The 13632-nt window shown below is 71.7% G+C and carries 13 protein-coding genes; 9 read left to right on the top strand and 4 right to left on the bottom strand.

Annotated elements, in window-relative coordinates:
* Positions 1–553: 553 nt before the first annotated feature.
* Both ACZ3I4_RS34875 and ACZ3I4_RS34880 read left to right on the top strand, forming a co-directional pair.
* Positions 554–1132: a TetR/AcrR family transcriptional regulator gene (locus ACZ3I4_RS34875; RefSeq protein ID WP_465386345.1), complete on the top strand. Its 579-nt coding sequence runs from the start codon at positions 554–556 to the stop codon at positions 1130–1132.
* The gene (locus tag ACZ3I4_RS34880) at positions 1129–1593 is read left to right on the top strand and encodes a GNAT family N-acetyltransferase (protein ID WP_465386346.1); all 465 of its coding nucleotides are present in this window, start codon (positions 1129–1131) and stop codon (positions 1591–1593) included. Before ACZ3I4_RS34875 ends, ACZ3I4_RS34880 begins: the two co-directional genes overlap by 4 nt.
* On the opposite strand, the gene ACZ3I4_RS34885 is transcribed toward ACZ3I4_RS34880, so the two are convergent.
* The gene (locus ACZ3I4_RS34885; RefSeq protein ID WP_465386347.1) at positions 1584–2135 is read right to left on the bottom strand and encodes a GntR family transcriptional regulator; all 552 of its coding nucleotides are present in this window, start codon (positions 2133–2135) and stop codon (positions 1584–1586) included. The two genes, ACZ3I4_RS34880 and ACZ3I4_RS34885, sit on opposite strands and share 10 nt — an antisense overlap.
* Before the next feature lie 57 nt (positions 2136–2192).
* A complete protein-coding gene (speB, locus tag ACZ3I4_RS34890; protein ID WP_465386348.1) occupies positions 2193–3293 on the bottom strand; it encodes an agmatinase in 1101 nt (366 codons plus the stop codon).
* A 96-nt stretch (positions 3294–3389) separates the two neighbouring features.
* Between speB and ACZ3I4_RS34895 the strand changes: the two genes are divergently transcribed.
* Positions 3390–4349: a serine/threonine-protein kinase gene (locus ACZ3I4_RS34895; RefSeq protein ID WP_465386349.1), complete on the top strand. Its 960-nt coding sequence runs from the start codon at positions 3390–3392 to the stop codon at positions 4347–4349.
* A gap of 3 nt (positions 4350–4352) precedes the next feature.
* On the opposite strand, the gene ACZ3I4_RS34900 is transcribed toward ACZ3I4_RS34895, so the two are convergent.
* Together ACZ3I4_RS34900 and ACZ3I4_RS34905 are read right to left on the bottom strand one after the other, a co-directional pair.
* Positions 4353–5222: a universal stress protein gene (locus tag ACZ3I4_RS34900; RefSeq protein ID WP_465386350.1), complete on the bottom strand. Its 870-nt coding sequence runs from the start codon at positions 5220–5222 to the stop codon at positions 4353–4355.
* Positions 5219–6697: an amino acid permease gene (locus ACZ3I4_RS34905; protein ID WP_465386351.1), complete on the bottom strand. Its 1479-nt coding sequence runs from the start codon at positions 6695–6697 to the stop codon at positions 5219–5221. Before ACZ3I4_RS34905 ends, ACZ3I4_RS34900 begins: the two co-directional genes overlap by 4 nt.
* 233 nt (positions 6698–6930) lie before the next feature.
* Between ACZ3I4_RS34905 and ACZ3I4_RS34910 the strand changes: the two genes are divergently transcribed.
* The 6 genes from ACZ3I4_RS34910 to ACZ3I4_RS34935 are packed head-to-tail and all read left to right on the top strand — an operon-like array spanning position 6931 to position 13631.
* The gene (locus tag ACZ3I4_RS34910; protein ID WP_465386352.1) at positions 6931–7266 is read left to right on the top strand and encodes an STAS domain-containing protein; all 336 of its coding nucleotides are present in this window, start codon (positions 6931–6933) and stop codon (positions 7264–7266) included.
* 54 nt (positions 7267–7320) lie between these two features.
* Entirely contained in the window at positions 7321–8067 is a 747-nt protein-coding gene (locus tag ACZ3I4_RS34915) for an alpha/beta hydrolase (protein ID WP_465386353.1), read from the top strand.
* A gap of 15 nt (positions 8068–8082) precedes the next feature.
* Complete coding sequence (locus ACZ3I4_RS34920; RefSeq protein ID WP_465386354.1) at positions 8083–9321, top strand: ATP-grasp domain-containing protein; 1239 nt, start codon at positions 8083–8085, stop codon at positions 9319–9321.
* A gap of 32 nt (positions 9322–9353) precedes the next feature.
* On the top strand, positions 9354–9797 hold the full coding sequence (locus ACZ3I4_RS34925) for a DUF5990 family protein (protein WP_465386355.1): 444 nt from the start codon (positions 9354–9356) through the stop codon (positions 9795–9797).
* Positions 9794–12748, top strand: a complete 2955-nt coding sequence (locus tag ACZ3I4_RS34930; RefSeq protein WP_465386356.1) for a DEAD/DEAH box helicase — start codon at positions 9794–9796, stop codon at positions 12746–12748. The genes ACZ3I4_RS34925 and ACZ3I4_RS34930 overlap by 4 nt, the downstream gene beginning before the upstream one ends.
* On the top strand, positions 12741–13631 hold the full coding sequence (locus tag ACZ3I4_RS34935; protein ID WP_465386357.1) for an SWIM zinc finger family protein: 891 nt from the start codon (positions 12741–12743) through the stop codon (positions 13629–13631). The genes ACZ3I4_RS34930 and ACZ3I4_RS34935 overlap by 8 nt, the downstream gene beginning before the upstream one ends.
* Position 13632 lies beyond the last annotated feature (1 nt).

A 13632-nucleotide genomic window follows, 5' to 3' on the forward strand; every position in this document is an offset into this window, starting at 1 on the left:
GCCGCTCGGGCAGGGCGCGCCGGTGATCGCCCGTAGTCGCGGCGTTGGGCGGTGGGGGAGTCGTGAGGTCGGCCGCGCGGTGAAGCTGGGTCGGATCGGGTGACAGCGCGGCACCGGACGGCCGATGAGATGGCAGCAGATACGCCCTGTTCAGCCCAGCGACGCCATGGTCACGCTCCCACGCGACAAGCGGGCGGGCGGGGCCTTGCGGAGGCGAACCGGGCCTGTATGCTCCTCGCGACCCAAATAGGGCAGGCCCGGCGACCGGCAGCGCATCCAAGGCCCGGCGCCAATTCAGGCCGCATTCTCAACGTAATCTTCCGGCAACAATGGGTCAGATCTCCGACTGCCCGAAATCCGGCACGGACGAAGAACCACTTAATGTGCGGTTAATTCTCGCCGTTCTGTTGCGTCGTCAAGAAAATAGGCGGCCGGGACGGGCGCGTGTCTGATCACAGTGGGTGGTCGGCGAACACGGAGAGTGTGCCGCCGTGACTGGCTGATGTGGTCGGTGGAGTCGGGCGCGGGCCCAGCCGCGTGGTAGACATGCGCCGTGGCGGACGGGCGGCGCAAGCGGGAAGACGTCCTGGCCGCGGCCTGTGCCGTGGTGGCCCAGCGCGGCGCCGACGCGACCCGGTTCTCCGATGTGAGCGCGGCCACCGGGGTCGGGGTGTCCACGCTGCAGTATTTCTTCGGCAGCCGGGAGGACATGCTGCTCGCGGTGTTCCGGCACTCGGCGCGCGGCGACTTCGAGGCGGTGGCGGGGCAGTTGGACGGCCTGACCGACCCCTGGCGCCGGCTTGTGGTGATCGCCTCCTATCTCAGCGGCGCCGTGGACGGCGACACGTCGTGGCGGGTCTGGGTCGAGTCCTGGCGGTGGGCCCTGCGTGACGAGGGGCTCCGGGCCGAGGTGCTCGCCGGCTACACGCGATGGCGCGAGCTCCTCGCCGCCGAGATCGAGGTTCTCGTACGGGGAAAGGACCTGGATCCTCTCGACGTGGCTCGCCAGGCGCTGGCGCTCGTCGACGGGCTCGCGCTGCCGGTGGTGCTCGGCGACCCGGCAATGGACCGCGCCGCGGCCGGACGCCTGCTGATCGACGCCCTGGCCCGCCTGACCGGGGGCACGCGGTGAAGCTTCGCCGGGCCCGGGACGACGACGCGGAGGCCGTCGCCCGCATCTGGTCGGCCGGGTGGCGGGACGGTCATCTCGGCCACGTCCCGGAAGCCCTGGTAGCCCTCCGCACCCCCGAGACGTTTCGCACGCGGGCCGCGCAGCGAACAGGTGACACGACCGTGGCGGTCGAAGGCGACGCGGTGGCCGGTTTCGTGATGGTGGTCGCCGACGAGGTGGAGCAGGTCTACGTGGACGCGGCGTTCCGCGGCGGCGGCGTGGCCCGTGCGCTTCTGGCCGAGGCGGAACGGCAGGTCGCGGCGGCCGGGCATCGGGTGGCGTGGCTGGCCGTGGTGCCGGGCAACACGCGGGCCCGGCGGTTCTACGAGCGGTCGGGCTGGGCCGACGAGGGCGCCTTCGACTACTCGGCCGCCGAGGTGCGGGTGCCCTGCCGGAGATACACCAAGCCGGTTCAGGAGTAGTCACTGCCGTACAAATGCCGCCCGGGGTGATCGCGGAAGAGCAGGCAATGGTTGTCGTCCTGCTCCGAGGGGGCCCGCACGGCCGCGCACTGCGGGATCGCGTTGATCTCGGAGGCGGACAGCGTCCACTGCACCCACCAGCCCGTGCCGGCCGCGTGCTGGCCCAGGCCGGCGTGCGCGCCCTCGTGGGGATGCTCGAGCTCGCAGTGCAGGATCCGGTCGAGCCCGTGCGCCGGCCGGGGGAGCCGGCTCAGCCAGCCGACCTGCTGGTGGTCGAGCTCGATGCGGGCGGGGCAGCGGTACGCGTCGATCACGGCCAGGCTGGTGACGAAGTTGCCGGCGCCCTTGCGTGACGAGATCAGGCCTTCGGTGCGCAGCACGCGCAGCGCCGACTGGACCGTGGTGCGGGCGACCCGATGCTCGCCGGCGAGCGTGTGCTCGGAGGGGAGTTTCGCGCCGACGCTCAGGCCGCCGGTGAAGATCTGATGTCGCAGCTCGGCCGCGATCTGCTGGTACGGGGAGAGTGCCGTGTCGGGGGACATGCAAGGCATGCTGCGTGGCTGGTCAGGCCGGAACAAGTGCGCAACCGCGACTGTCTGTTACGAATCCGCGGGCGGCAGCGAGCGCTGACGATCGCGCGGCGGCAGCGACGGCGGGGTCTCGCGGGCGCTCAGAGGGGGCTGCGTGCCGCGGCCCTCGAGCAGCGGCGTGGCCCGGTTCCATGGGGGACCACCTGCGTCTTTTCGGCGGCGCGCCATGCCCGACAGGGCCTCCAGCACGACCCGGTTGCCCAGCATCGCGGTGATGTCGGCGTGGTCGAACGGGGGTGCCACCTCGACGAGATCCATGCCTACTACGGGTAGTTCGTGGCAGACCCGCGAGACGCTGTCGAGCAGCTGCCGCGCGGTCAGGCCGCCGGGTTCGGGGGTGCCGGTGCCGGGGGCGTGCCCGGGGTCGCAGACGTCGATGTCGACCGAGAGGAAGACGCCGTCGCAGTCGTCGAGCGCGATCTCGAAGGCCTGGTCGAGCACGGCGTCGAGGCCGCGGCCGACGATCTCGCTCATGTGGAACGAGTGCATGCCCTGGTCGGCCATCCAGTCGAGGGTTTCCGGACCGGGCCAGTATCCGCGCAAACCCAACTGCAGAAAGCGGTCCCCCCGTACGGCGCCCGACTCGATCAGGCGGCGCATGGGCTGGCCGTGGCCGTAGAGCGACCCGAACTCGATGTCCCCGGTGTCGGCGTGGGCGTCGAAGTGGATGACCGAGATCCGCCCGGCGCCGTGCTGACGGGCCACGCCGGCCACGTCGGGCCACGTGATGGTGTGGTCGCCGCCGAGCACGACCGGGATCGCGCCGTGCGAACTCACGTACGCGACCGCGTCCTCGATGTTGTCGCAGCTGCGCTGGATCTCACCGCTGAACACCTCGAGATCCCCGGCGTCCCGTACGGTCAGATCGCCGCTGAGCGCATCGACCCGCATCGCCATGTGCGGGCGCGAGCCGTCGTGCGGCAGATAGTCGGTGCCCCGGATGACCTGCGGCCCGAAGCGGGCGCCGGGCCGGTGGGAGGTGCCGCCGTCGAAGGGCGCGCCGAGGATCACGACGTCGGCATCCGCGTACGTCTCCGGGTCCTGCCAGTCGCAGGCGGGCACTCCGAGGAAGGTGTAATCGGGGCCGTACATGGGTCCGTAGCGCGTCACGACGGGACTGTATCTCCATACAGTAAGTGAGTACAGCGTTTCTGCCTGGGGATCGGAGGGTACCGCCATCCGAAGATTTGATCGGGAGGTCGGTACATGCGGATGCTGGGTGGGCGTTACCAGCTCGTGCGGCGCATCGGCGTCGGCGGCATGTCCGAGGTGTGGCTCGGCCACGACCGGGTGCTCGACCGTCCGGTGGCCGTCAAGATAATGGGCCCCTCGATGGAGGGCACGATGGGCGACGCGGCGAGTGTCGATCTCGTACGCACCGAGGCCCGTTCGGCCGCCAAACTGGCGCACCCGAACGTGGCCGGCGTGCACGACTTCGGCACCTCGCCGTCGGGACCGGCCTCCCGTGACGTGCCGTACATCGTGATGGAACTGGTCGAGGGGCAGACGCTGAGCGCCCATCTGGCCGCGGGCCCGATCGACTGGCGGATCGGGGTGCGGATCTGTGCCGAGGTCGCGGCCGCGCTGGCCGCCGCGCACGCCGAGCTGATCGTGCACCGCGACATCAAGCCCGCGAACGTCATGCTCACCCCGTCCGGCGCCAAGGTGCTCGACTTCGGCATCGCGGCCTCGGCCGACACCCCGGAGCCGGATCCCGGCGTGCCGGTGATGGGCACCCCGGCCTACGTCGCCCCCGAACTGTTCGAGGGCGCCGCGGCCACCCCGGCCAGCGACATGTTCGCCCTCGGCACGCTCCTGCACCAGTGCATCAGCGGGCATCTGCCGTGGCGGGCCGAGTCGCCGACCGAGCTGGTCTACGCCCAGCGCTATCGGGATCCCGACCCGCTGCCCGAGCTCGACGGCCTGCCGCCCGAGGTCGAGGATCTGGTGTCGCGCTGCCTCAACCGTGACCCGGCCGAGCGCCCGACGGCCATGGTGGCCGCGCTGCTGCTGGCCGAGGCCGTGGACGCCCGGGTCTATGTGCCCATCCAGGACCTGCAGGCCGAGAACGCGCACCCGGCGATCTCGCCGTGGGACAAGCGCGCCGCGGAGGAGCCCACCTCCATGGCCGTGCAGGCCGGAGGCGGGCGCCACCGCGCCGACTAGCGGTCAGCCGCTGCGGGGCACGACCACCAAGGGCCGGCAGGCCCGGCGGATCAGCCGGGTCGAGACACCGCCGAGCAGCACCCGGCGTGCCGGGCCGTAGCCGCGCGAGCCGCAATAGAGCACGTCCACGTCGGTCAGGTCGGCCAGCGTGTCGACCACGTCACCGGCCACCACCTGCCATTCGGCCGTGACTCCGGGCACCGAGGCGGCCGCCGTGCGCAGCGACTGCTCGTACGTCTCCCGGGCCGTCTCGAGGAACGCGCGCTCGACATCGTCGCCGATCAGGAACGGCAGCGAGGCGTCCCCCTCGGCGACCACGGTGTAGAGCTTGAGCGTGTCCCCGGTGCGGCGGGCGGTCTCGGCCGCGGCGGCCAGCGCGGTCCGGCCGTCCGGCGTGTCCACGTAGGCCACGCCGATCCGGCGCTGCTCGGAGGGCGGGGCGGGCATCGACGCCGGGGCGATGGCGATCGGGCAGACGCTGCCGGCCAGCAGCCGCTCGGCGGTGCTGCCGGCCATCAGCCGCTCCCGGGTGGCATGCCGTCCCGAGCCGATGACCAGCATCGACGCCTGCCTCTCCTCGGCCAGGTCGTGCAGCCCGTGTGCGGCCGACGACGAGGCCACCATGGAGAAGGCCACTTCCTCCCGTACGCCCTCGAGCGTCTTGCGGGCGTCGTCGAGCACCCGCTGGGCGGCGCGGTGCCGGTCGGCGACCCACTCGGCGTCGACCCGGCCCGAGCCCAGGGCGGCCGGCGCCGGGTGCACGACGGCGACCTCGAGCGAGGCCCCGAGGGCCTCGGCGAACCAGTGCCCCAGGGCCAGCGCGTCGGCCGCCGACGAGCTGCCGTCCACCCCGGCGATCACCGGCCCGGTCATGACGGATCACCGTCCTCGGGCGTACGGGGATCGGACTCGCGGGCCCAGCCCGGGGTGGCGGTCTCCTCGCGGCGCAGGCGGGAGTTCTTGTAGCCGTACAGCCAGTAGATCAGCACGCCGATCACCAGCCAGACCACGAACCGGACCCAGGTGTCCCAGGGCAGGTCGGTCATCAGATAGAGGGCGAAGGCGATGCCCAGCACCGGCAGCACCGGCGACCAGGGCACCCGATAGGGCCGCGGCATCTCGGGGCGGGTGCGCCGCAGCACCAGCACGCCGATGTTGACCAGCACGAACGCGAACAGCGTGCCGATGTTGACCAGCTTGACGATCTCGCTGAGCGGCACCAGCGCGGCCAGGATCGAGATCAGCCCGCCGAGGATGAGGGTCAGCCGGGCCGGGGTGCCGTACCGTTGGTTGACCTTGGCCAGTCGCTGGGGGAGCAGGCCGTCGCGGCACATCGCGAAGAAGATGCGGGTCTGGCCGTACATGATGACCAGAACCACGCTGGTGATGGCCACGACCGCGCCGAGCGCGAGAATCGCGGCCGCCCAGCTGATCCCGGCGCCCTGGTCGAGCGCGGCGGCCAGCGGCGCGTCGCTGCTCTCGAGCTGCTCGGGCGAGGCGATGCCGACCGCGCCGACCGCGGTCAGCACGTAGAAGATCGTGCAGATGATCAGCGAGCCGATGATGGCCAGCGGCAGGTCGCGGGCGGGCTGCTTGGCCTCCTCGCTGCCGGTCGAGACCGCGTCGAAGCCGATATAGGCAAAGAAGATCACCGCCGCGGCCGCGGTCACCCCGTCCACTCCCTCGGGCGCGAACGGCTGGAAGTTGCCGGTGCCGAAGTTGGCGAACGCCACGACGATGAAGAACACCAGCACGATCAGCTTGACGGCGACCATCACCAGGTTGACGCGCGCGCTCTCGGTGACACCCCGGATGAGCAGGAACGTGATCGCCAGGACGACGAAGACGGCCGGCAGGTTGAAGATGCCGCCGTCCTCGGGCGACTTGGCGATCGCATCCGGCAGGGCCACCCCGAAGGCGGCGTCGAGGAACGCGTTGAGGTTGCCGCCCCAGCCCACGGCGATGGCCGCGACCGAGACGCCGTACTCCAGGATCAGGTCCCACCCGATGATCCAGGCGACCAGTTCGCCCAGGGTGGCGTACGTGTAGGTGTACGCGCTGCCGGCCACCGGGATCGACGACGCCAGCTCCGCGTAGGACAGCGCCGAGAACGCGCAGGCCACCGCGGCCAGGATGAAGGACAGGATGACCGCGGGCCCGGCGATGCCGGCCCCCTCGCCGATCACCACGAAGATGCCGGTGCCGATGATCGCGCCGACACCCATCGCGGTCAGTTGCGTGGCACCGACTGCTTTCTTGAGACCGTGGCCCTCCTCGGCCGTCTCGGTGATGAGGGACCGGACGTCGCGCACCGCGAAGATGCCCGGCCGTCCCGTTGCTCTGGCCATGCCTTCCCCCTCCCGTCATCGGCTCTCGCCTATGTGACTTTGGGCATACTGATCGTCACTCCGCAACCGGAGAGCGAGATTGGGCAGGTCGTGTCGGTGATCGGGGGCAGCCGCGCACCCGGTGTCCGCTGTGGCGCCGGAAACATGCGGCAGCCTGCGAGGACATAGAGACCAGAGGTACGGTGGCCTGACAAGCCCCAGGTGACGGAGGTTCGGCGGTGGGCGAGGCGGTGATGACGACGCGACGCCAGGCGGACGGCGCGATCGTCGTCGACGTGCGCGGCTCCCTCGACGCCGCGACCGTGGGCGCGCTGCGCGAGACCGTGCTGGGCACGCTTCAGCGCGAGCGCCCGCTGAGCCTGATCGTCGACCTCATGTATGTGACGTTCATGGATTCCCAGGGCATCGGCACCCTGGTCACGGGTTACAACGCGGCCCGCGAGACCGGCACCCGGTTCGTGCTGCGCAACCCGAGCGAGTTCGTCCACCGGCAGCTCCGGGTGACCGGCCTGACCGCCATGTTCGGGCTGCCCCCGTCGTCCTCGCCGAGCCAGACCTACACGCCCTGAATCCCGCTCCGCAGATGACGCGCGGGCGCACGACGCTGCGGCTAGTGTGCGTTCATGGAGCGGAGGCGTGATCCCGATTGGTGGACGCTTCCCGCCGCGGCCGGGTCGTGGTCGACGATCGACCTGCCCGTCAAGGCGCTGCGGGCCGAGCTGAGCATCCGGGTCTGGTCGCCGGCCGAAGCCACCGACCGCGTGCTGGTCGCCCACGACGGGCCCGACTACGACAAGCACGCCGACCTCGGGCGGTACGCCGCTGCCTCGATCACCGCGGGCCGCATCGAGCCCTGCCACGTCGTGCTGCTCCCGGCCGGTGACCGCAACGAGTGGTACGCGGCCCTCCCGGCGTACGCGCGCGGTCTTGGCCTGGAGATCCTGCCCCGGCTGACCGATCGCCTTTCGGGTGGCCGCCCGGTGGCCGCGATCGGCGCCAGCCTCGGCGCGCTCTCCCTGCTGCACTGCCAGCGTCGCCACCCCGAGCCGTTCGCCGGGCTGTTCCTGCAGTCCGGCAGCTTCTTCCAGCCTCGGTTCGACCGGCAGGAATCGGGGTTCGCGCGCTATCTGCCGATCGTGCGCTGGACCGGACGCGTGCTGCGCTCGGCGAGCGGCCCCGCCGTGCCGGCCACGCTCACCTGCGGCAGGCTCGAAGAAAATCTCGCGAACAACCGGAGCATGGCCGAGGCGCTGCGCGGGCAGGGTTATCCGGTCACCTTCGCGCAGATCGAGGGCGGTCACGACTGGCCGGCGTGGCGCGACGCCCTGGAACCGCACCTGACATCCCTGCTAAGACGAATCTGGCCGTGAGATGGGGAGGCACCCGTGGCGGACGTCGAGCACACCATCGGACTTCTACTGGGAACTGAAGACGACTGGCCGCGGGCCTTCGAGGCACTGCTGCGCCGCCTCGGGGTGATCAACGGGCCGGACGGCAAGACCCATCGGATCCTCTCCGAGCGCGTCACCATCGAGCCGTTCAACCTGCGCGACAAGCCCCGCCACGAGCTGGTCATCGACCGGCTGGCCTACTGGTACTACCACCCTCGCGAGTGGCTCAAGAAGATCGCGCTGATGGACGACGTGTACCTGCTGAACAGCCCGTTCACGTTCCAGTCGATGGAGAAGCACGCGGCCTACTGCGCGATGATCCGGCTCGGTCTCAAGGTGCCCGAGACGGTCCTCGTGCCGTACAAGAACCCCCTGGACAACAGCCGGTACGCGTACACGGCGGCCCGCTACAACCAGGCGTTCGACCTCGACGCGACGGCGGCGCAGGTCGGCTATCCGATGTTCATGAAGCCGTACGACGGTGGCGCCTGGGTCGGGGTTTCCAAGATCCGCGATCCCGAGGAGCTGCACGCCGCGTACGACGCCTCGGGCGAACGGCTCATGCACCTGCAGGCGTCGGTCGAGAACTACGACGTGTTCGCCCGCTCGCTGACCATCGGCCCCGAGACGATGGTCATGAAGTTCCGCCCCGACCAGCCCATGCACTCCCGGTACGAGGTCGACCACGGCTTCCTCGGCGCCGCGCAGGGCGACGAGGTGGTCACCATCTCGCGGCTGGTCAACGCGTTCTTCCGCTGGGAGTTCAACTCGTGCGAGTCGCTGGTGCGCGGCACCGACGTGTACCCCATCGACTACGCCAACGCCTGCCCCGACGTCGCGCTGACCTCGCTGCACTACTACTTCCCGTGGGCCATGGCGGCGCTGCTGCGCTGGTCGGTGTTCTGCGTGGTGACCGGCCGCAAGCCGCGCCTCGACACCGACACGTCGGCCTATTTCGCCATCGGTGACGACACTTCCCTCTCGTACGAGGAAAAGCTGGCCGGTTATCGCAAGCTCGCCGACGACTACTTCGAGGCCGACCGGTACGCCGACTTCTGCGACCGCTACCTCGGCAACGTCGACGAGATCGTCTACGACTGGGTCACCTCCGACGAGTTCCGCTCGCTGCTGCGCGAGACCGTCCGGGCCATGTACCCGGTGCACGAGCACGAGAAGTTCCTCGCCCACTTCGGCGGCCTGCTCGACGCCTGGGTCCGCGACCGCAGCCGCTAAATCTGTCGGACCCGGCGGCTAGGGTTCTCAGCGTGAGGATCCGGATCGAGGCGAGCGACCTGCCCGCCGCTCGCACGGGGGCCCAGGCCGATGCGCTGCGCCTGGCCAACGTGCATGTGGGGGTGCAGCGCCAGCGGGAGGTGGTCTCGCTGTTCCCGGCGTGGGCCGAGTCGGCCACCTGGGAATTCGAGATCACCTCGCGCGAGGTCGACGAGCTGCTCGACGTGGGCGGCCCCTGGGTGCACGGCCGTCCGGGCGCCCGGTTCCTCTATCTGAGCTGGGGCAATGTCGACGGCGAGGCCTTCGCCATGTTCCGGCGGGCCAAGCTCCTGTTCGGCGACGTGCCGACGGCCCTGCTGCGCGGCGCCCACGAGAGCGAGGCGGTGCTCACCGCCTCGCTCGGGCTGACCGACGAGCTCGGCGGCCCGCTGTCGGCCCGCGTCCGGCCACCGGCGATCGTCTGGGAGCTGCGGTGACCAGCCTCGTCCAGGCCGAGGTGCGGGTGCTGCACGGTTTCGTCGGCCGCGACGGCTCGATCAACCTGTGGGGTGAGGGCGGGCCGTCGGGTGAGTCCGGGCATCCGTTCGCGCTGCCGGCCGCACGGCTGCCCGCGGGTCAGGCCCGAGCGGCCACGCTCGTGCTGCCGTCCACCAGCGCCGGCCCGCTGCCGTCGCCCCAGCTCGGCCTGCCGCCCCGGCGCGGCACCCCCAAGCTGCGGGCCTGGCCGGTGCCGGCCGTGACCGTCCCGTTCCTTGACGCCGAGGTGGCCGCCGAGTTCGACGGGCGGCTCGGCCGCTCGGTCGAGTGGCTCATCGAGCTCTGCGAGTTCGCCGCGAGCCTGGTGCGCCGCGGCCGCGTGCTGCCGGCCGTGCACCCGCACGGCCCGACCGCGCGCTGGCGGCCTGTGCTCACCGGCTTCGACGTCGTCCACCGCGACGATCTGCTGCGCCGGCTGCCCGCCGCCGCCCGGGCCGAACGCGCCCGCCCCGGCGACGTGGCCGGGCTGCCCGCCGAGGACGCGCTGGCCGCGGCGCTCGACCGCCTCGTCGACGGTCTGGTCCGCACCCGGCTGGCCGAGGCCGGCGTGCGACTGGGCGACGGCTGGCTGGCCGCGCTCACCGGCGAACCGGCCTTCCCGGGCGCCCCCGCGCTGGCCGACGAACTGGCCGAGCGCCTCGGCGAGTGGCACACCAGCGCGGTCACCGGCGCCGCCGTCCGGCTCTGCTTCCGCCTCAGCCACCTGGCCGACCTCGAACCCGACGAGCCCGACGCGGTCGACCCCGGCCCGGCCGCGATCCCGGTCCGCGACGCCTGGCTGCTCGAGTTCCTGCTGCAGGCGGTCGACGAGCCCAGCGCCCTGGTCACCGCGGCCGACATCTGGCAGGACAGCTACGCCCCACTGCGCCGCTGGACCCACCACCCGCAGGAACGCCTGCTCGGCGCGCTGGGCCGCGCCGCACGCCTCTATCCCGACCTCGACGCCGCGCTGCACGTGCCCCGCCCGGTCGACATGGTGCTCGACACCGAGGAGGCGCACCGCTTCCTCACCCACGCGGCCACGCTGGAAGAGGCCGGCTACGGCGTCCTGCTGCCGGCCTGGTGGCGTGACAAACCCGGTCTCGGGCTCGGCCTCAACCTGCGCCCCCGCGATCCGATCCCCGCCGTGCTGCGCGACCAGACCGCCGACCTGGCCCATCTGGTCGACTACGACTGGGGGCTGGCCCTGGGCGGGCGCGTGCTCACCAGCGAAGAGCTCGCCGACCTGGCCAAGGCCAAGGTCCCTCTCGTGCGGCTGAGGGGCCGCTGGGTCTATCTTGACGCCGAGCGCCTCGACGCCGGGCTGCGCTTCCTCGCCCGCGGCGGCGGCACGATGACCGCGGGCAACGCGCTGCGCACGATCAAGCTGCTGCCGCCCGAGGAACTTCCGCTGCCGGTCACCGCCACCAGCGGCGCGGGATGGGCGGCCGACCTGCTCTCGGGCGAGCTCGAACACCGCCTCGAGCTGCTCGACGCGCCGGCCGATCTGCGGGGCGAGCTCCGGGCGTACCAGCGAAGGGGTTTCTCCTGGCTGGCCTTCCTCGATCAGCTCGGCCTGGGCGCGTGCCTGGCCGACGACATGGGTCTGGGCAAGACCGTGCAACTGCTGGCCCTGCTGCTGCATCGGCGCTCGGGGCCGGCCCTGCTGATCTGCCCGCTGTCGGTGCTCGGGAATTGGCAGCGGGAGGCCGCCCGGTTCGCGCCGTCGCTGCGGGTGCATGTGCTGCACGGCGCCGACCGGGTTGTCGACGCCGACGCCGACATCGTGCTGACGACGTATTCCACCGCCGTACGCGATGCCGACCAGCTGGCCGCCGTGCAGTGGGACCGGGTCGTGCTCGACGAGGCCCAGCACGTGAAGAACAGCGCCGGTGAGGCCGCGCGGGCCATCCGCCGCTTCCCGTCGCGCATGCGGGTCGCGCTGACCGGCACCCCGGTGGAAAACCGGCTGGCCGAGCTGTGGTCGATCCTCGACTATCTCAATCCCGGAGTGCTCGCGTCGGCCCACACGTTCCGGGCCCGCTTCGCCGTGCCCATCGAGCGCTACGCCGACGAGGACGCGGCCGCACGCCTGCGCCAGGCCACCCGGCCGTTCCTGCTGCGGCGGGTCAAGAGCGACCCGGTCGTCATCAGCGACCTCCCCGACAAGCAGCACGTACGCCACCTGTGCGGGCTCACCGGCGAGCAGACCACCCTCTATCGGGCGATCCTCGACGAGATGACCAACCGGCTGGACGAGAGCACCGACCGCTGGAACAAGGGCATCGTGCTGGCCGGCATGACCAAGCTCAAACAGGCCTGCGTGCACCCGGCGCTGCTGCTGGGCGACGGGTCGCCGCTCCCCGGGCGCTCGGGCAAGCTGGAACGCCTCGAGGAGATCGTCGACGGGGCGCTGGCCCAGGGCGAGAGCGTGCTGTGCTTCACCCAGTTCGCCAAGTTCGGCGCGATGCTGACCCCGCATCTGGCCGCCCGGTTCGGCGCCCCCGTACGTTTTCTGCACGGCGGCCTGACCCGGGGCGCCCGCGACGCTCTCGTCAGCGGCTTCCAGAACGACGATCGTCCCGGCGTCTTCGTGCTCTCGCTCAAGGCCGGTGGCACCGGGCTCAACCTCACGGCGGCCAACCACGTCGTGCATGTCGACCGGTGGTGGAACCCGGCCACCGAGGAGCAGGCGACCGACCGGGCCTTCCGCATCGGCCAGCAGCGCGACGTCACCGTCCACACGCTGGTCTGCCTGGGCACGCTGGAGGAACGCATCGACCGCTTGCTGGCCGACAAGGGCGTGCTGGCCGCGCGCGTGGTCGGCAACGGCGAGAGCTGGCTGACCGCCCTGTCCACCACCGAGCTGCGGGATCTGCTCACGCTCGCCCCGGAGGCCATCGTTGACTGACTTGCCGGTGGCCTTCCTGGGCACGTTCGAGTCGCTGCGGATGGGCCCGACCTTCTCACGCGGCCGGCGCGACGAGCGGGCCGGGCACGTCCGCAGCCTGACCATCTCGTCCAGCCTGGTGGTGGCCCAGGTCCGGGGGCCGGACGACTCGCGCGCCTTCCGCTCGCGGATCGCGGTGCGGGCCTTCGGGGCCTCCGAGTGGGCGGCCCTCGAGGCCTCGCTGGCCCGGGAGGCCCGCTTCACGGCCCAGCTGCTCGACGGCCGGATGCCCGCGGGGATAGGCGAGGTGTTCGCGGCGGCCGGGTTGAGCCTGGTGCCGTTGGCCCTCGACGAGGTGGCCCTGGACTGCACGTGCGAACGCTGGCCGATGCCCTGCATCCACCTGGCCGCCACGTGTTACGCGCTGGCCCGCAGCTTCCGCGAAGACCCGTTCGGCGCCTTCGCCTGGCGTGGCCGCGGCCGCGACGAGCTGCTGTCCCACTTGCGCGACCTGCGAAGCGCCCTCGCCGTCACCGAAGCCGGCAAGCCCTCCCACGCCGCTTCACGCCCGCCCTCGGCCACCGCAACGCCGCCGCCCACCTTCGCGGCCGGCTCCTCAGAAGACGCCACTTCCGCGGCCGGCTCCTCCGCGCCCTCTGCCTCCGCGGCCGGCCAAACGTCGGGATACTCCTCCGACCCCGGCGGTGATCTTGGTGAGCGGCTCGGTGAAGTGGCCGAGTTCTGGGGATCGCCGACGCCGGCTGTGTCGCTCGGGGGACGGCCCGGGGCGGTCAGCCGGCCGGACGCGCTTCTTGACCAGCTTGATCCGCCGCGGCTGTCCGAGGGAGGACGGCCGATCGCGGAGGTTCTGCGGCCCGCCTATCTCGCGCTGCCGGACGAGTAGC

The organism is Actinoplanes sp. NPDC021490 (genome assembly GCF_055562135.1).

What these genes read in the sequence shown, in the direction of transcription:
- ACZ3I4_RS34915 (WP_465386353.1), top strand. Translation starts at nt 7,321, where the DNA reads ATGGAGCGGAGGCGTGATCCCGATTGGTGGACGCTTCCCGCCGCGGCC.
- ACZ3I4_RS34910 (WP_465386352.1), top strand. Translation starts at nt 6,931, where the DNA reads ATGACGACGCGACGCCAGGCGGACGGCGCGATCGTCGTCGACGTGCGC.
- ACZ3I4_RS34905 (WP_465386351.1), bottom strand. Translation starts at nt 6,697, where the DNA reads ATGGCCAGAGCAACGGGACGGCCGGGCATCTTCGCGGTGCGCGACGTC.
- ACZ3I4_RS34885 (WP_465386347.1), bottom strand. Translation starts at nt 2,135, where the DNA reads ATGTCCCCCGACACGGCACTCTCCCCGTACCAGCAGATCGCGGCCGAG.
- ACZ3I4_RS34900 (WP_465386350.1), bottom strand. Translation starts at nt 5,222, where the DNA reads ATGACCGGGCCGGTGATCGCCGGGGTGGACGGCAGCTCGTCGGCGGCC.
- ACZ3I4_RS34895 (WP_465386349.1), top strand. Translation starts at nt 3,390, where the DNA reads ATGCGGATGCTGGGTGGGCGTTACCAGCTCGTGCGGCGCATCGGCGTC.